General features: G+C 70.5%; 13 protein-coding genes. 12 read left to right on the top strand and 1 reads right to left on the bottom strand.

Annotated elements, in window-relative coordinates; translation table 11 throughout:
- The first annotated feature begins 220 nt into the window (after positions 1-220).
- The 9 genes from ACWDAG_RS26235 (at position 221) to ACWDAG_RS26195 (ending at position 11,498) form a co-directional block, all read left to right on the top strand.
- On the top strand, positions 221-1,240 hold the full coding sequence (locus tag ACWDAG_RS26235) for a rod shape-determining protein (RefSeq protein ID WP_099928866.1): 1,020 nt from the start codon (positions 221-223) through the stop codon (positions 1,238-1,240).
- 179 nt (positions 1,241-1,419) lie between these two features.
- Positions 1,420-2,364 carry a rod shape-determining protein MreC gene (gene mreC / locus ACWDAG_RS26230; RefSeq protein ID WP_450698009.1) on the top strand — a complete coding sequence of 315 codons (945 nt, stop codon included), beginning with the start codon at positions 1,420-1,422 and terminating at the stop codon, positions 2,362-2,364.
- Positions 2,365-2,377: 13 nt separating this feature from the next.
- On the top strand, positions 2,378-3,058 hold the full coding sequence (mreD, locus tag ACWDAG_RS26225) for a rod shape-determining protein MreD (protein ID WP_450698008.1): 681 nt from the start codon (positions 2,378-2,380) through the stop codon (positions 3,056-3,058).
- 83 nt (positions 3,059-3,141) lie between these two features.
- Positions 3,142-5,391, top strand: a complete 2,250-nt coding sequence (gene mrdA, locus ACWDAG_RS26220; RefSeq protein WP_450698007.1) for a penicillin-binding protein 2 — start codon at positions 3,142-3,144, stop codon at positions 5,389-5,391.
- On the top strand, positions 5,388-6,587 hold the full coding sequence (rodA, locus tag ACWDAG_RS26215; protein WP_450698006.1) for a rod shape-determining protein RodA: 1,200 nt from the start codon (positions 5,388-5,390) through the stop codon (positions 6,585-6,587). The genes mrdA and rodA overlap by 4 nt, the downstream gene beginning before the upstream one ends.
- Positions 6,588-6,644: 57 nt before the next feature.
- Positions 6,645-8,150 carry a CYTH and CHAD domain-containing protein gene (locus ACWDAG_RS26210; RefSeq protein WP_450698005.1) on the top strand — a complete coding sequence of 502 codons (1,506 nt, stop codon included), beginning with the start codon at positions 6,645-6,647 and terminating at the stop codon, positions 8,148-8,150.
- A 93-nt stretch (positions 8,151-8,243) separates the two neighbouring features.
- Entirely contained in the window at positions 8,244-10,190 is a 1,947-nt protein-coding gene (locus ACWDAG_RS26205; RefSeq protein ID WP_450698004.1) for a TIGR03960 family B12-binding radical SAM protein, read from the top strand.
- Positions 10,191-10,324: 134 nt separating this feature from the next.
- Positions 10,325-10,681, top strand: coding sequence for a carboxymuconolactone decarboxylase (locus ACWDAG_RS26200; RefSeq protein ID WP_450698003.1), 357 nt, complete (start codon positions 10,325-10,327; stop codon positions 10,679-10,681).
- Positions 10,682-10,724: 43 nt separating this feature from the next.
- Entirely contained in the window at positions 10,725-11,498 is a 774-nt protein-coding gene (locus ACWDAG_RS26195) for a glycosyltransferase family 2 protein (RefSeq protein WP_450698002.1), read from the top strand.
- Here ACWDAG_RS26195 and ACWDAG_RS26190 read toward each other — a convergent pair.
- Entirely contained in the window at positions 11,471-12,166 is a 696-nt protein-coding gene (locus ACWDAG_RS26190; RefSeq protein ID WP_450698001.1) for a DUF899 domain-containing protein, read from the bottom strand. The genes ACWDAG_RS26195 and ACWDAG_RS26190 overlap by 28 nt on opposite strands.
- 121 nt (positions 12,167-12,287) lie before the next feature.
- Between ACWDAG_RS26190 and ACWDAG_RS26185 the strand changes: the two genes are divergently transcribed.
- The 3 genes from ACWDAG_RS26185 to ACWDAG_RS26175 all read left to right on the top strand — a co-directional run bounded on the left by ACWDAG_RS26185 (position 12,288) and on the right by ACWDAG_RS26175 (position 18,252).
- Entirely contained in the window at positions 12,288-13,367 is a 1,080-nt protein-coding gene (locus ACWDAG_RS26185) for a hypothetical protein (protein ID WP_450698000.1), read from the top strand.
- A gap of 48 nt (positions 13,368-13,415) precedes the next feature.
- Positions 13,416-14,180, top strand: coding sequence for a TIGR03936 family radical SAM-associated protein (locus tag ACWDAG_RS26180; RefSeq protein ID WP_450697999.1), 765 nt, complete (start codon positions 13,416-13,418; stop codon positions 14,178-14,180).
- Positions 14,181-14,442: 262 nt separating this feature from the next.
- On the top strand, positions 14,443-18,252 hold the full coding sequence (locus ACWDAG_RS26175) for an Rne/Rng family ribonuclease (protein ID WP_450697998.1): 3,810 nt from the start codon (positions 14,443-14,445) through the stop codon (positions 18,250-18,252).
- The last annotated feature ends 72 nt before the right edge of the window (positions 18,253-18,324 follow it).

Below are 18,324 nucleotides of genomic sequence, written 5' to 3'. Positions count from 1 at the left end.
CTCTGGCATATGCGTGCCGATCGGGGGAACGAGTGCCCCCGATGGGCCGTCTCCACAAGCGAGGCGACACTTCATCTGCTGACAATGGCGAAGACCCTCGCGCAGTGTTCGTGCAGGCGCGTCTACGATGGAAGCCTTCACGTCACAGCACCCACTTCGCCGACCTGAAAAGCCCTCAAAAGCTCCCAGGAAGGCCAGACGAATCCTGATGGGGAACTCAATGTCGTTCATCGGCCGTGACATGGCTGTCGACCTCGGGACCGCCAACACGCTGGTGTACGTCAGGGGTCGTGGGATCGTACTCAACGAACCGTCCGTCGTCGCGATCAACACCAACACGGGTGGCATCCTCGCGGTCGGCGCCGAGGCGAAGAAGATGATCGGTCGGACCCCTGGCAACATCGTTGCCGTACGGCCGCTGAAGGACGGTGTCATCGCCGACTTCGAGATCACCGAGCGGATGCTCCGCTACTTCATCCTGAAGATCCACAAGCGGCGGTATCTCGCGCGGCCGCGCGTGGTCGTGTGCGTGCCTTCCGGTATCACGGGTGTCGAGCGCCGTGCCGTGATCGAGGCGTCCTCGCAGGCAGGTGCTCGTCAGGTGCACATCATCGAGGAGCCGATGGCGGCGGCCATCGGCTCCGGCCTGCCGGTCCACGAGGCCACGGGCAACATGGTGGTGGACATCGGCGGCGGCACCACGGAGGTCGCGGTCATCTCGCTCGGCGGCATCGTCACCGCCCAGTCCATCCGCGTCGCGGGCGACGAGCTGGACAATGCGATCATCCAGCACATCAAGAAGGAGTACTCCCTCCTCCTCGGTGAGCGGACGGCCGAGCAGATCAAGATCACGATCGGTTCGGCGTACGACCTGGACGACGACCAGCACACCGAGATCCGCGGCCGGGACCTCGTCTCCGGACTGCCCAAGACCGTCGTCATCTCCGCCGCCGAGGTGCGCAAGGCGATCGAGGAGCCGGTCAACGCCATCGTGGACGCCGTCAAGACGACCCTCGACAAGTGCCCTCCGGAGCTGTCCGGCGACATCATGGACCGGGGGATCGTGCTGACGGGCGGCGGGGCGCTGCTGCGCGGCCTTGACGAAAGGCTTCGCCGCGAGACCGGGATGCCGATCCACATCGCCGAGGACCCGCTGGACAGCGTGGCGCTCGGCTCGGGCAAGTGCGTCGAGGAGTTCGAGGCGCTCCAGCAGGTGCTGGACGCCCAGCCGCGCAGATGACATAACTCTTCGATTCCGCCGTACGGGACGATCTCCTCTCGTACGGCGGATCGTTGATATAGAGGCAGTTGATATAGAGGCATAAGCTCGCCCATAAGCCTCTGCACGCTGGAACTGCCCAGCTGAACTGAACACCTGAACCTCTGCACATTCCTATGAGGAAGGCACGGCCGCCGCACGTGAGGGACACACGAGAGAGCCGGCTGCTCCTGGTGCTGCTGATCGCCATCGCGTTCGCGCTGATCACGGTGGACATCCGCGGCGGGGAGGACTCACCGGTCGACGGTGCCCGCCAGGTCGCGGCCACCGTGTTCGGCCCGATCGAGGACGGCGTGTCGTCGGCGGTCAACCCGGTCGGCAACGCCGTCTCCGCGGTCCGTGACTCGGGCACCCGGCACGACCGGCTCGCCCGTCTGGAGACGGAGAACGCGGCCCTCAAGGCGAAGCTCGGCAGCGACGACCGCAACCGCAGCCGCCTGGCGCAGCTCGACAAGATGCTGAAGGTCTCCGCCGAGGGCCAGTACGGCATCAAGGGCGCCCAGGTCATCGCCATAGGCGCGGCCCAGGGCTTCTCCTGGACGATCACCATCGACGTCGGTGCGAGCGACGGCATCAAGCGGGACATGACCGTGCTGAACGGCGACGGCCTGGTCGGACGGGTCACCAACGTCGGCCCCGACGCCTCCACCGTCCTCCTCGCCAACGACCCGGACTTCACCGTCGGCACCCGCATGGAGGGCAGCGACGAACTCGGCTTCGCCACCGGGCAGGGAGACCGCCCGCTCCGGGTGGAACTGCTCAACTCCAAGGCGGACGTGAAGAAGGGCGACCGGCTGGTCACCTTCGGCTCCGAGGCCGACAAGCCCTTCGTGCCGGGCGTCCCGGTCGGTGTGGTCTCCCGCGTCGACCCGTCCGGCGGCAACCTGACCCGCACCCTCTACGTCACGCCGTACGTCGGCTTCTCCAAGCTCGACATCGTCGGCGTCGTAGTGGAGACCCCGAAGAAGGACCCGCGCGACACGGTGCTCCCCGACAAGCCCCAGCCGACGCCCACACCGACGGTCACCGTCACGGTCACCCCGTCCCCGAGCGCGTCCCTCGACGGCCAGACCCAGCAGCAGTAGGAGCTGAATCCCCATGCGCGTCAACCGGATCCTGCTCTCCTCCGCCCTGGTCGTCGTAGCCCTGGTGGTCCAGGTGAGCGTCCTCGCCCGGCTCCATCTGCCGGGCGCCGTCCCCGACTTGCTGCTGCTGACCGTGCTGGGCCTGGCCCTGGTCTACGGCCATGTCGGCGGCGCCCTCGTCGGCTTCGGCGCGGGCCTGCTCGCCGACCTGGCCCCGCCCGCCGACCACGCCGCCGGCCGCTACGCCCTGGTGCTGTGCGTCATCGGCTACCTCGCCGGGCTGGCCAGACCGGAGAACGGGCGGCTGAAGTCGGCCACCGGCCCCATGCTCGTCGTGGTCGCCGCCGCCATCGGCTCGACCCTGCTGTACGCCGGCGTGGGCGCCCTCGTCGGCGACACCGCCGCCCGCCATGTCGGCCTCGTCAGCCTGCTGTTCTCGGCGGCCCTGTACGACCTGCTGCTCGCCCCCTTCGTGGTCCCCGGGATCATGGCCCTGGCCCGGCGCGCGGACAACGACCCCCTTGCCGAAGCGAGCTCCCCGTCCAAGAAGGCCACCGACATCACCTCCGGCTGGATCTCCGCCGGAACGGGCCTCAAGCTCGGCGGCCAGCGCGGCGGCCTCGGCGGCCTGAAGGCCAGGGCCCGCACCCGCACCGCCCGCGTGGGCCGCATCAAGGGGGTCAAGCGGCTGTGAGCAGGCGGGAGTTGGCGGCGGGCTCCATTCACAGCTCCGTCGGATATGACACGTACACACACTGAGAGGGGGAGGCAGCCGCAGTGACCAATATTCCCGAGACCGGACGGACCCCAAGGGTCCAGATCCGGTTGGTCGTCATCCAGATCCTCGTCCTCTCCCTGCTCGGCACCCTCGGCGGCCGGCTGTGGTACCTGCAGATCCGCGAGGGCAGCGAGTACGCCAAGGAGGCGTCCGGCAACCACGTCCAGCAGGTCGTCGACCCCGCCGTACGCGGTTCGATCCTGGACGCCCGCGGCGTGGCGCTCGCCGACAACGAGACCCGCCTCGTGGTCTCCGCCTCCCGTACCGACCTGCTGAAGATGAAGGACGACGGCAAGGCGGTCCTCACCAAGCTGGCCGGGGTCCTGGGCATGAAGCCCAAGGAGGTCATGCAGCGGGTCCGGCTGTGCGACGCCAAGACGCCCCAGCCCTGCTGGAACGGCTCGCCCTTCCAGCCGATCCCCATCACCGACGAGGCCACGCCCCGCCAGGCCATGCAGATCCGCGAGCGCTCCGAGGACTTCCCCGGCATCACCGCCGAGCCCGAGGCGCTGCGCCGCTACCCCGGCCCCGGCAAGTCCAACACCGCGCAGGTCCTCGGCTATCTCTCGCCCGTCACCGACGAGGAGATCCAGAAGGCCAAGGACACCGACTCGCCGTATCTCCGCTCCGACCAGGTCGGCCGCTCCGGCCTGGAGCGCCAGTACGACAGGGAACTGCGCGGCAAGGCCGGCGTCACCCGCTACGAGGTCGACAACCTCGGCCGGGTCATCGGCAAGGCCAAGTCCGATCCCGCCCAGGCCGGTTCGAGCCTCGTCACCAGCATCGACGCCCGCGTCCAGCGGGTCGCCGAGTACGAGCTGCACAACGCGATGAAGATCGCCCGCACCCAGTACGACAAGGTCACCGGCGAGAAGTACAAGGCCGACTCGGGTGCCGTCGTCGTGATGGAGGCCAAGACCGGCCGTATCGTCGCCATGGCGTCCGCACCGACGTACGACCCGAACGTCTGGATCGGCGGCATCTCCGCCAAGGACTACAAGCAGCTCACCGGCAAGGACTCCGACTACCCGCTGCTCAACCGGGCCATACAGGGTCAGTCCGCGCCGGGTTCGACCTTCAAGGTGGTCTCCACGGCCGCCGCGGTCCAGGCCGGCTACGCCTGGGACGGCGGCTACCCCTGCACCAGCTCGTACTCGGTGGGCGGCCAGGTCTTCAAGAACTTCGAGGGCGAGAGCTTCGGCCCCATCTCGCTGGGCCGCGCCCTGGAGGTCTCCTGCGACACCGTCTTCTACGGCCTCGCCGACCGGGAGTGGAAGAAGGACGGCGGGATCAACCCGAAGAAGGGCCAGCCCAAGGACTACTTCTACAAGACCGCCCACCAGTTCGGCCTCGGCAAGCAGACGGGCATCGACCTCCCGAACGAGGTCACCGGCCGCGTCCCCGACCGCCAGTGGAAGCGGGACTACTGGAAGGCCAACAAGGACGCCTGGTGCAAGAGCGGCAAGAAGGGCGGGACCTACGTCGAGAGGATCGAGTACGAGGGCTGCCTGGAGGGCTACAAGATGCGCGAGGGCGACTCGATCAACTACTCCATCGGCCAGGGGGACACCCTCCTCACCCCGATCCAGGAGGCCATGATCTACGGGGCCATCGCCAACGGCGGCACCGAGCACGTCCCGACCATCGGCAAGGCGATCATCAGCGCCGACGGCAGGACGGTCAAGGAGATCAAGCCCCGGGTCCTGCGCAAGCTCCCCATCAGCGAGGCCACGCACAAGGGCATCGACAAGGCTCTCGCGGGCGTCATCACCGCCGGTACCGCCGCCTGGAAGTTCAAGGGCTGGCCGCAGGACAAGATCACACTGCACGCCAAGACCGGTACCGCGGAGGTCTACGGCAAGCAGACCACCTCATGGCTCGCCACGTACTCCAAGGACTACTCGGTCGTCATGACGATCGCCCAGGCCGGTACGGGTTCCGGCGCCTCCGGTGAGGCCGTCCGCAGCATCTACAGCGCCCTCTACGGCGTCCAGCCCGACGGCTCGATCGACAACAAGAAGGCACTGCTGCCCAGCCCGCAGAAGGGCCTGCCCAAGGTCAAGACGGACGGCACGATCGCCTCGCCGAAGGTCCCCAAGGACCCGGCCAAGGAACTCCACGCCAACGACAACGCCAGCCCCTCCCCGGGCGCGAGCCAGGCCGCCGCGACCTCGCCCTCGCCCACGTCGACCAACCGGACCACCCGCAGGCGGCCGCGCAGGCGGGGAAGCCGGAGGATGCTCACATGACCGGCGCAGGCAGCTTCTCCGTCCCCGGATACGGCCCCCGCCGCGCGGGCTGGACCCGGATCTTCGCCCGTGACTCCGTGGCCCGCCGGCTGGACTGGCCGATGCTCCTTGCGGCCCTCGCGCTCTCGGCGATCGGCTCGGTGCTCGTCTTCTCGGCGACCCGCAACCGCACCGAGATCAACCAGGGCGACCAGTACTACTTCCTCATCCGGCACATCATGAACACCGGCATCGGGTTCGCCCTGATGGCCGGCACGATCTGGCTCGGCCACCGCACCCTGCGCACCGCCGTCCCGATCCTGTACGGCGCCTCGGTGTTCCTGATCCTGCTGGTGCTCACCCCGCTCGGCGCCACCATCAACGGCAGCCGCAACTGGATCGTCTTCGGCGGCGGCTTCTCCCTGCAGCCCGCCGAGTTCGTGAAGGTCACGATCATCCTGGGCATGGCGATGCTGCTCGCCGCCCGGGTGGACGCGGGCGACAGACCGTACCCCGACCACCGCACGGTCCTGCAGGCGCTGGGCCTGGCCACCGTACCGATCCTGATCGTGCTGCTCATGCCCGACCTCGGCACGGTCCTGGTGCTGGTGACCATCATCCTGGGCGTGCTGCTCGCCTCCGGCGCCTCCAACCGCTGGGTCTTCGGTCTGATCACGGCCGGTGTCGTCGGCTGTATCGCCATCTGGCAGCTGCACATCCTGGACGAGTACCAGATCAACCGCTTCGCGGCCTTCGCCAACCCCAGCCTCGACCCGTCGGGCGTCGGCTACAACACCAACCAGGCGCGTATCGCGATCGGTTCGGGCGGTCTGACCGGAGCGGGCCTCTTCCACGGCTCGCAGACCACCGGCCAGTTCGTGCCCGAGCAGCAGACCGACTTCGTCTTCACGGTCGCGGGCGAGGAGCTGGGCTTCGTCGGCGCGGGGCTGATCATCTTCCTCCTCGGCGTGGTCCTGTGGCGCGCCTGCCGCATCGCCCGCGACTCGACCGAGCTGTACGGCACGACCGTCGCCGCGGGGATCGTCGCCTGGTTCGCCTTCCAGACGTTCGAGAACATCGGCATGACCCTCGGGATCATGCCGGTCACGGGCCTGCCGCTGCCGTTCGTGTCGTACGGCGGCTCGTCGATGTTCGCGGTGTGGATGGCGGTGGGGCTGCTGCAGTCCATCAGGGTGCAGCGGCCCATGTCCGCGTAGGCCTTCGGCGGTGGCGCCCCTCTGTCGCGGCAGTTCCGCAGCAACTAGATTCGGTTCATGGCGGACACCAAGCGGGAGATCGAGCGGAAGTACGAGTCCGACGAGAGCGGCCTGCCCGACCTGACCGGCGTCGCCGGGATCGACGCGGTGGTCGACAAGGGCGTCGCGCACCTGGACGCCACCTACTACGACACCTCCGACGAACGCCTCGCCGCGTCCGCGATCACCCTGCGCCGCCGCACCGGCGGCTCCGACGCGGGCTGGCATCTGAAGTTCCCGGTCGCCCCCGGCGTCCGAGACGAGATCCGGGCCCCGCTCTCCGACTCCGTCCCGCGCAGCCTCGCCGGCCTGGTCCGCTCCCGGGTCCGGGACGCCGAGCTGCTGCCCGTGGTCCGGCTGCGTTCCGACCGTGACGTCCGCGACCTGGTCGACGCCGGGGGCCGACTGCTCGCCGAGGTCAGCGTGGACGCCGTACGCGCCGAACGGCTCACCGGCGACGGCGGCTCGGCCCAGTGGACCGAGCTGGAGGTGGAACTCGCCGACGGCGGCGACCCCGCTTTCCTCGACAAGGTCGACAAGCGGCTGCGCAAGGCGGGCGTACGACCCTCCGCATCGGCCTCCAAGCTTGCCCGGGCCCTGGCCGAGACCGCCCCGAAGAAGAAACGCGGGAAGAAGCAGCAGGCCAAGCAGCCGGTGACGGCCGGCGACCACGTCCTCGCCTACGTCCGGGAGCAGCGCGACGCGATCATCGAACTCGACCCGGCGGTACGGCAGGACGCGTACGACTCCGTGCACCGCATGCGCGTCGCCACCCGCCGGATGCGCAGCGCCTTCCGCTCGTACGGCAAGGTCCTCGACCGGGCCGTCACCGACCCCATCGGCGAGGAACTGAAGTGGCTGGCCGGCGAGCTCGGCGTGGACCGGGACCGGGAGGTGCTGACCGAGCGACTGACGGCGGCCCTGGACGAACTGCCCAGGCCGCTGCTCTCCGGCCCGATCCGCACCCGGCTGCGCACCTGGATGAACGCCCGCCGCGGCGGATCGCGCCGCCGCCTGACCGGCGTCCTGGACTCCCAGCGGTATCTGAAGCTGCTCGACAGCCTGGACACGCTGGTCGCGGACCCGCCGCTGCTGGAGGCGGCCGCCGGGAAGCCGGAGAAGGTGATCGCCAAGGCCGTACGGAAGGACTTCGGGAAGCTGTCCGACCTGGTCGAGCAGGCCATCGCCCTGGAACCGGGCCACGAGCGCGATGTCGCCCTGCACGAGGCCCGCAAGAAGGCCAAGCGGACGCGATACTCGGCGGAGGCCGCCGCACCGGCCCTCGGCGGCCCGGCGACCGCGCTGACCAAGTCGATGAAGTCCCTCCAGACCCTGCTCGGCGACCACCAGGACAGTGTCATGACCCGCCAGACCCTGCGCGAGCTGTCCGCCGTCGCCCACGCGGCGGGGGAGAGCTCGTTCACGTACGGAGTCCTCTACGGCCGTGAGGAGGCGCGCGCCACGGCCGTGGAGGTACAGCTGCCAGGCGTGTGGCACGAGGTCAAGGACGGGATGCAGGTCTGAGCGGTCGGGGCGGGTGCAGGACCGCGTTAGGCTAGATGGTCACCCCTGTCAGTTCAGGTCGTCCCATCAGCCCATCCCACGAAGGTTCGCGAGATGTCTGCCGAAGTCGCTGCGGCCGCCGAGTCTGTGTTCCCGCAGCTCGAAGCTCTGCTCCCGCATGTGCAGAAGCCGATCCAGTACGTCGGCGGAGAGCTCAACTCCACGGTCAAGCCGTGGGAGTCCTGTGACGTCCGCTGGGCGCTCATGTACCCGGACGCCTACGAGGTCGGCCTGCCCAACCAGGGCGTCATGATCCTCTACGAGGTCCTGAACGAGCAGGAGGGCGTCCTCGCCGAGCGCACGTACAGCGTGTGGCCGGACCTGGAGGCGCTGATGCGGGAGCACGCCGTCCCGCAGTTCACGGTGGACAGCCACCGGCCGGTGAAGGCCTTCGACGTGTTCGGGCTGAGCTTCTCCACCGAGCTGGGCTACACCAACATGCTGGCGGCGCTGGACCTCGCCGGGATCCCCCTGGAGTCCAAGGACCGGACGCTGGACGACCCGATCGTCCTGGCCGGCGGCCACGCGGCCTTCAACCCGGAGCCGATCGCGGACTTCATCGACGCGGCGATCATCGGCGACGGCGAGCAGGCCGTGCTGGACATGACGAAGATCATCCGTGACTGGAAGGCGGAGGGCCGCCCCGGCGGCCGCGAGGAGGTCCTGTTCCGTCTCGCGAAGACGGGCTCGGTCTACATCCCCGCCTTCTACGACGTGGAGTACCTCCCCGACGGCCGTATCGCCCGTGTCGTACCGAACAAGTCGGGCGTCCCGTGGCGGGTCTCCAAGCACACCGTCATGGACCTCGACGAGTGGCCGTACCCCAAGCAGCCCTTGGTCCCCCTCGCTGAGACCGTCCATGAGCGCATGTCGGTGGAGATCTTCCGCGGCTGCACGCGCGGCTGCCGCTTCTGCCAGGCCGGAATGATCACGCGCCCGGTCCGCGAGCGCTCCATCACGGGCATCGGCGACATGGTGGAGAAGGGCCTGAAGGCGACGGGCTTCGAGGAGGTCGGCCTGCTCTCCCTGTCCTCCGCGGACCACTCGGAGATCGGCGACATCGCGAAGGGCCTGGCCGATCGCTACGAGGAAGACAAGATCGGCCTCTCGCTCCCCTCGACCCGTGTCGACGCCTTCAACGTCGACCTGGCGAACGAACTCACGCGCAACGGCCGCCGCTCCGGCCTCACCTTCGCCCCCGAGGGCGGCTCGGAGCGCATGCGCAAGGTCATCAACAAGATGGTCTCGGAAGAGGACCTGATCCGCACGGTCTCCACGGCCTACGGCAACGGCTGGCGCCAGGTGAAGCTGTACTTCATGTGCGGCCTGCCGACGGAGACCGACGAAGATGTCCTCCAGATCGCCGACATGGCGATGAAGGTGATCGCCGAGGGCCGCAAGGTCTCCGGCCAGAACGACATCCGCTGCACGGTCTCGATCGGCGGCTTCGTCCCGAAGCCGCACACCCCCTTCCAGTGGGCCCCGCAGCTCTCGGCGGAGGAGACGGACGCCCGCCTCGAAAAGCTCCGGGACAAGATCCGCGGCGACAAGAAGTACGGCCGCTCGATCGGCTTCCGCTACCACGACGGCAAGCCCGGCATCGTCGAGGGTCTCCTCTCCCGCGGCGACCGCCGCATCGGCCCCGTCATCCGCGCCGTCTACGAGGACGGCGGCCGCTTCGACGGCTGGCGCGAGCACTTCTCCTACGACCGCTGGATGAGCTGCGCCGCCAAGGTGCTGCCCGCCTTCGGCGTGGACGTCGACTGGTACACGACGCGCGAGAAGACGTACGAGGAGGTCCTGCCCTGGGACCACCTCGACTCGGGCCTCGACAAGGACTGGCTCTGGGAGGACTGGCAGGACGCCCTCGACGAGACGGAGGTCGAGGACTGCCGGTGGACGCCGTGCTTCGACTGCGGGGTGTGCCCGCAGATGGACACGCACATCCAGATCGGCCCGACGGGCAAGAAGCTGCTGCCGCTGACGGTGGTCAACAAGTAACCGGCCCGGGCCGGCTCGGCGCGCGCCCCCGACTCGGGGTGCCTACGATTGAGTCGGCCCGCCGGATCTGCAGGGGGAGCCCGCGCTTGCCGGGTGGCGGTTCGGCTCTCCTCGGCACCGGAAGGCGGTTCGTCATGGCCACTGAATCCGACACGCCCGTACTCGACACGATTGCCGCGATGACCCTCGACTCCGTCGAGCGCTGTCACATGGACCCGCGGTCGATCATCCTCACCCGCATCGCCGCACTCGTGGCCATGGACGCACCGGCGATCTCCTACCTCGCGCACATCGACCCCGCGGTCAAGGCCGAATTCACGGTCGAACAGCTCCAGGACCTTCTCGTCGCCATCGCCCCCGTGGTGGGAACGGCGCGCGTCATGTCGGCCGCGGGCCACATCACCCAGGCGTTCGGCGTCGCGCTCGCGCTGGCCGACGCCGAAGCGGAGGCCATCGCCCAGGCAGAGGCGCAGAGCCGTCGCAGCTCCTGACCCCGATTGGAGGGTGACGGTCCGGTCCGTAGGGTGAGACTTCGTGAACGTCGTCTCCCTCGTCACCCCCGTACACAGCGGCGCCGTCCGTTTCCTTCCCGACGCCTACGCCTCACTGCTCCACCAGGAGCTTCCTGACGGATGGTCATGGGAGTGGTGCGTCCAGGAGGACGGCGGTGACGTGCGTGCGCGGTCGTATCTGCCGGCCGACGATCCACGGATCCGGGTTTCGGCGTCCCGTGCCGGTGGGCCCCATGTGGCGCGGACCATGGCGTTCGCGCGCTCGACCGGTGCCTATGTGAAGACACTGGACGCCGACGACCAGCTCACCCCCGGCACGCTCGCCCGGGACCTCGCCGTGCTGGAGGGGGATGCCTCGGTCGGCTGGACCACCTCGCGGGTCGTCGATCTCCTCGAGGACGGCAGCACCGTCTCGTTCGCATCGAGCGACCCGCGACCGGGCCGGCTTCCCAGGGGCAGCGAGTTCGGCTTCTGGGCCGAGCAGCATCGGCCGCAGGTCCACCCCGCCACCCTCTGCGTGAGGCGCTCCCTGCTGGCGCTGCTGGGCGGCTGGATGGCCCTGCCCGCCTCGGGCGACACCGGGCTGCTGCTCGGCCTGGACGCCCTGGCGGACGGATGGTTCATCGGCGAGACCGGGCTTGCCTACCGCAAGCACGGCGGCCAGATCACCGCCCACCCCGACCATCGCAGCGGAGCGGAATGGGAGGCCCGTATGTCCCTGATCCGTGAGCACGCGGAGGCGATCCGGGCGTGGGCCGACACCAGGGTTCAGCTGTCGTCGGAGGCCGGGCCGTAGAGGGCGGCGATCTCCTTGGACGACGCCCACCGGCTGTAGGTGGGGGACTGGGGCCAGCCCTCGGGTGAGTCCTGCCATTCCTCCTGGCGGCCGTACGGCAGCAGATCGATCAGCGCGAAGCTGTGGCTGAGCTGCTCGGTGCCGCGGCCGTTGGTGTGCCAGGTGCGGTAGACGGCGTCGCCGTCGCGCAGGAAGACGTTGACCGCGAACCCGCCGTCGGGCGGTGCGCCGACGTCGGTCCCGAAGGAGCTGTTGGCGGTCGAGTACCAGGTCATGCGGTTGCCGACGCGCCGCTTGTAGGCGAGGGCCTCCTCGATCGGCCCCTGGGTGACGACGACGAATCGTGCGTCGTAGTTGTCCAGGAACTCCAGGCGGGTGTACTGCGAGGTGAACCCGGTGCAGCCCGGGCACTGCCATTCCTGGCCGGCGAACCACATGTGGTTGTAGACGATCAGTTGCCGCCGGCCTTCGAAGACGTCCGCCAGCCGGACGGGGCCGTCCTCGCCTTCGAGGGTGTAGTCGGGCATCTCGACCATCGGCAGACGGCGACGCTCGGCGGCGATGGCGTCGAGTTCTCGCGTCGCGGCCTTCTCCCGGGCCCGCAGGGTGGCGAGCTCGCGCTCCCACGTTGCGGCGTCGACGACGGGGGGTAGTGCGTGGGTGGTCATGGTCCCCTCACAGAGCTCGCGCGTGACTTTCGCTGTTGCGGAGGTAGACCCCGCCGGGCTCCGGAACTCATCGGTGCACCGGAGGGGGATCCGGACGGGCGGCCCCGGCGTCTGTGTGGGTATGGATCTGCAGAAACCGCCCGCCGGACACTCCGGACAGCAGCCCGCACGGCAGTCCCCCGAAGGGTGCCTCGTCGTCGCGATCCGACTTCCTGTGCGGATCGTCGTGCTCGTGCTGGTCGTGCCGGTGCGGATGGTGTGGGATGCGCTCGTCGTCGCCGGGCGGTTTCTGAGGGACACGGTGTTCCGGCCGGTCGGCCGGGCGCTGCTGTGGGTCGCGCGGGCCGTGCTCGTGTGGCCCTTGGTGGGGCTTTGGCGGTACGTCCTCCTGCCCGTCGGCAGGGCTCTGGGGTGGCTCGGGAACGTGCTCGTCGTGGTGCCGCTGGGGTGGATCCACCGGTATGTGCTGACCCCGCTCGGGCAGGGCCTGGTGTGGCTGTACGGGCGCGTGCTGACGCCTGTCGGGCATGGCGTGATGTGGGTGCTCAGGGGGATCGGGGCGGTGCTCGCCCTGCTGGGGACCGGTGCGTACGCCGGTGTCGCGTGGCTGGTGCGGTATCTCGTCGTCGTCCCCGCGGTGTGGCTGTACGCGCGCGTGCTCGCACCGGTCGGCCGGGCGATCGCATGGCTCGGGGGCACCATCGCCACCGGCGTCGGGATCGCGCTGTACTGGGTGGGCCGGGTGCTGTTCGTACTGCCCGCACTGGCCCTGTGGCGATGGGTGCTGGTGCCCGTCGGGCGGGTTCTCGCCGTCGTCGGGCGTGAGGTGGGGCAGGCGATCGGGCATGCCTGGCGGGTCGCCGGGCGGATCTCGCTCGCCGTCGGGCGGGCTCTCGGCACCCTCTTCCGGTGGATCTTCGTGGAGCCGGTGCGCTGGGCGTACCGGACCGTGCTCACTCCGGTCGGGCATGTCGTACGGGATGCCGTGCTGCGGCCCGTCGCCGAGGCGGCACGCAGTGTGGGGCGGGCCACCCGGCTGGCGCTCGCCTCCGCCCGCCAGGCCGCGCGGCAGGCGCGCGCCGACTTCCGGCGGATGCTCTTCGGGGAGCCCGAGCGGAGAGAGGCTGTGGCCCGGCGGGAACCTACGGGCCGCGAGACACGTACTCTTGGTAGCAGTACGACCGCTCTCACGAAGGACTGAACGACACTGGGCAAGCGACAGCCCGAAGGCCCGCCGCCCGCACCCGCGGTGCAGCGCATCCGACTGCGCTACACCAAGCGCGGCCGCCTCCGGTTCACCAGCCACCGTGACTTCCAGCGCGCCTTCGAGCGTGCGCTGCGCCGCGCCGAGGTGCCGATGGCGTACTCGGCGGGGTTCACGCCGCATCCGAAGGTGTCGTATGCCAATGCCGCACCCACCGGCACGGGCAGTGAGGCGGAGTATCTGGAGATCGCCCTCACCGAGGCGCGGGATCCGGAGAAGTTGAGGATCCTGCTCGACGAGTCGTTGCCCGCCGGGCTGGACGTCGTCGACGCGGTCGAGGCCCGGACCTCCGGCCTCGCCGACCGGCTCACGGCCTCCGTGTGGGAGCTGCGGCTGGACGGCGTGGACCCGGCCGAGGCGGAGCGGGCCACCCAGGCCTTCAACACCGCCGAGGCCGTCGAGGTCCAGCGCATGACGAAGAACGGCGTCCGGACCTTCGACGCCCGCCCCGCGGTCGTACATCTTGAAACGCATAGTGATCCGGCTGATAGGCCGACCGACCAGCCCTGTGCGATACTGCGGCTGGTTGTTCGGCACGTGACGCCTGCCGTACGACCCGACGACGTCCTGTCCGGTCTCCGCGCCGTGGCCGACCTGGCGCCGCCGGTCCCCGCAGCGGTGACCAGGCTGGCGCAGGGGCTGTTCGATGAAGAGACCGGCACGGTGACCGACCCGCTCGCGCCCGACCGCGAGGCAGCGACGGCCCGATCCACGGCCGATTCCGCTGCCGCCGCGAAGGCGTCGGCGTAAGGAAGGTCCCGCGAAGGACGGACGTCGAAGCGCCGCCCTCGTACTCGGGAGCCACCTGGGTCGGGCAGCGCACCGACACAGAAGACTTTCGCCAGGCCGTACGCATTCGGTGTACGGAACCGGCGAGACAGGACACAGAGAGCTCCCGTGCGGCGCCCGCGCCCCGGACGGCGGCACCGCGCATCGCGCGAGCCGCGGACGTCACCGGCATCAACGCCGGACCAGGCGCGGCGCCCGGGAGCCTGACGGGAGAAATGCCCGCATGCTCGAACCGACCGAACCCACCGAGGGTTCCGAACTGAACACCCCCAGCGACACCTTGCCGCCGCGTCGTCGGCGCCGAGCTGCTTCGCGCCCGGCGGGTCCCCCCGCCGCGGCCGCCTCCGAAACCCCGGAGGAGATCGTCGCGCCGGCCATACCGGCCGACAGCGACGACGAAAAGAAGGCCGACGAGGCCGAAGAGGTCGCTGAGGTCGAGGAGTCCGAAGAGGCCGCCGAGGCACCTTCGGTTGCCGAGGAGGCCGCGCCCGCCGGGCGTACGCGTCGTCGTGCGACCCGTCGTGTGTCCGCGCCTGCCGGGGCGCCCGCTGCCGCCGAGGCGGCCGAGACCGTGGTGCCCGCTGCTGCTGCGGTCGAGGAGCCGGAGAGCGCGGCCGTCGCCGAGGCCCCGGCCGAGGCGGTCGTCGAGTCCGACGAGGACGCCGCTCCGCGCCGAACCCGTCGTCGTGCCACGCGCCGGGTGTCGGCGCCCGGCGCGGCGCCCGTCACCGTCGAGGCGACCGCTGCCGAGGACGCCGAGGAGCCCGCCGTGGCCGAGGCGCCTGCCGCCGAGGCCGTCGAGCCGGCCGAGGACGCCGCCCCGCGCCGTACGCGCCGTCGTGCCACGCGTCGCGTGTCCACGCCGGTCGAGGAGACCACCGCCGCCGAAGAGGCGCCCGCTGTGGAAGAGCCCGTCACCGCTCCGGCTGCCGAGCAGACCGAGGAGGACGGCGCACCGCGGCGTACGCGTCGCCGGGCCGCCCGTAAGGCCGCCACCGGGTTCGCCGCGCCCGCGCAGACCGCCGGTGCCGTCGAGGGTGCCGAGAGCGTCGAGGACGAGGGTCCGCGGCGGCCGGCCCGGCCTGCCGTCGCCGTGTTCCAGGCGCCCGTGTTCACCGAGCCGCAGTTCCAGACGCCGCAGCGGGCCGCCGCCGAAGCGGCCGCCGAGGCCGAGACCGCCGAGCCGGAGGAGCTCCCCGAGGAGCAGGCCGGGGCGCGTCGTCGCCGCCGTCGCCGGGGTGCCGCGTTCGGCGAGGAGGCCGAGCCGCAGGCCGTCGAGACGGCCGTGGAGGACGAGGCGGAGGAAGCCGAGGAGTCGGCCGAGGACGCCGCCGAGGGCGACGAGTCCGAGGAGACCGGTTCGCGCCGCCGTCGTCGCCGTGGCGGCCGCCGCCGTCGTCGTGGTGAGTCCGCCGAGTCCGCCGGTGAGGACGAGTCGGAGGAGTCCGACGAACTCGCCGCCGTACAGGCCGCGCGGGCCGATGAGGACGCTGCGGACACCGCCGAGCAGGTCGAGGACGACGAGGAGGACGAGGCCGGCGAGAGCGGCGGTTCCAGCTCCAGCAGCCGTCGTCGCCGTCGCCGTCGTCGTCGTGCCGGTGACACCTCCGTGGACAACGAGCCCGGCGAGGGCGACCCGGAGCGCACCGTCGTCAAGGTCCGAGAGCCCCGCCCGAAGGCCGAGCCGTCCGACGAGGTGCAGTCCATCAAGGGCTCCACGCGTCTGGAGGCCAAGAAGCAGCGCCGCCGCGAGGGCCGTGAGCAGGGCCGTCGCCGTGTCCCGATCATCACCGAGGCCGAGTTCCTGGCCCGCCGCGAGGCCGTCGAGCGCGTGATGGTCGTGCGCCAGTACGGCGAGCGCACGCAGATCGGCGTCCTGGAGGACGGCGTGCTCGTCGAGCACTACGTCAACAAGGAGCAGGCCACCTCGTACGTCGGCAACGTCTACCTGGGCAAGGTCCAGAACGTGCTGCCGTCGATGGAGGCCGCCTTCATCGACATCGGCAAGGGCCGCAACGCCGTCCTGTACGCCGGTGAGGTCAACTTCGAGGCGCTCGGCATGGCCAACGGGCCGCGCCGCATCGAGTCCGCCCTGAAGTCCGGGCAGTCCGTGCTCGTCCAGGTCACCAAGGACCCGATCGGGCACAAGGGTGCCCGTCTGACCAGCCAGGTCTCCCTCCCGGGTCGCTACCTCGTGTACGTCCCCGAGGGCTCGATGACCGGCATCAGCCGCAAGCTGCCCGACACCGAGCGGGCCCGGCTGAAGACCATCCTCAAGAAGATCGTCCCCGAGGACGCGGGCGTCATCGTCCGTACGGCCGCGGAGGGCGCTTCGGAGGACGAGCTGCGCCGCGATGTCGAGCGACTGCAGGCGCAGTGGGAGGACATCCAGAAGAAGTCGAAGAACGGCAACGCCCCGACGCTGCTGTACGGCGAGCCGGACATGACCGTCCGGGTCGTCCGCGACATCTTCAACGAGGACTTCACCAAGGTCGTGGTCAGCGGCGACGACGCGTGGGAGACCATCCACGGCTACGTCTCGCACGTCGCGCCCGACCTGGCCGACCGGCTGTCGAAGTGGACGTCCGAGGTCGACGTCTTCGCCACGTACCGGATCGACGAGCAGCTCGCCAAGGCCCTGGACCGCAAGGTCTGGCTGCCCAGCGGCGGTTCGCTGGTGATCGACCGGACCGAGGCGATGGTCGTCGTCGACGTCAACACCGGCAAGTTCACCGGCCAGGGCGGCAACCTCGAGGAGACCGTCACCAGGAACAACCTGGAGGCGGCCGAGGAGATCGTCCGTCAGCTGCGGCTGCGCGACCTCGGCGGCATCATCGTCATCGACTTCATCGACATGGTGCTGGAGTCCAACCGGGACCTGGTGCTGCGGCGCCTGCTGGAGTGCCTGGGCCGGGACCGTACGAAGCACCAGGTCGCCGAGGTCACCTCGCTGGGCCTGGTCCAGATGACCCGCAAGCGCGTCGGCCAGGGTCTGCTGGAGTCCTTCTCCGAGACCTGTGTCCACTGCAACGGCCGCGGTGTCATCGTGCACATGGAGCAGCCGACCTCCGCGGGTGGCGGCGGCAAGCGCAAGAAGCGCGGGCGCGGCGGCGACGGGCACGAGCACGTGCACGAGGCCGCGGTGGCCGTCGAGGCTCCGGAGGCCGAGGAGACCGAGGCCGAGGTCGCCGCCGAGGTCGCCGAGCCGGTCGCGCTCTCCGCGCCCGCCTTCGCGCCGGACGAGGAGCTATACAGCAGCGTCGCCGAGGCGGAGGCCGCGGTCGGCCGTGGCCGTTCGCGGCGCCGGGCGAGCCGTCGGGCGTCCGCCCCGGCGGGTGCGGCCCGACGTGAGGCACCGCGGTACGAGCAGGCCGAGGCGCCGACCGCTCAGGACGTGACCGCCGAGGAAGAGGTGGAGCGTCCGGTGCAGCCGGAGCCCGCCGCCGAGGCGCTGGCCGAGCCCGCTGCCGTGGAGGACGCGGTCGTCCAGGCCGCCCCCGCCGAGGCTCCGGCCGTCGAGGAGGCCGCGCCCAAGGGGCGTACGCGCCGCCGTGCGACCCGCAAGGTGTCCGCGCCGGCCGGCTCGCCCGCGGGGGCCGAGGCCACCGTGGTGACGGTCGCCGAGACCGCGCCGGTCGCGGAGGCCGCGCCGGCGGTGGAGGCGGAGGCCGTCGCGGAGCCCGAGGCACCGGTCGAGAGCGCCGCTCCGGCCCGCCCGCGGCGCCGTGCCGTGCGCAAGGAGACCGCGCCGACCGCGTCCGAGGAGACGGCCGTCGTGGTCGTCCCGTCTGGTGCGGAGGAGCCGGCGGCCGCGGAGGAGAGCGCCGAAGAGGCCGCTCCGGCCAAGAAGACGGCTGCCCGCAAGACGGCCAAGAAGGCCACCGCGAAGAAGGCCGCCACCAAGAAGACCGCCGCCAAGAAGACGGCGGCGAAGAAGGTCACGGCCAAGAAGGCGGCGAAGACCGCCAAGACGGCCGCTGCCAAGTCGACGGCGAAGAAGACCGCGGTCTCGGCCGCTGCCGACGAGAGCTGAGCAGTGCGCTGTGCGGCCGGTCCCTGTGACCGGCCGCACGCGTGTGGGGCCCGGCCCGGTTTGACCCCTCCG

The sequence above is a fragment of the Streptomyces sp. NPDC001157 genome (genome assembly GCF_053598255.1).
The sequence above is the reverse complement of the archived record's forward strand: the minus strand, read 5'-3'. Positions and strand labels throughout refer to the sequence as shown.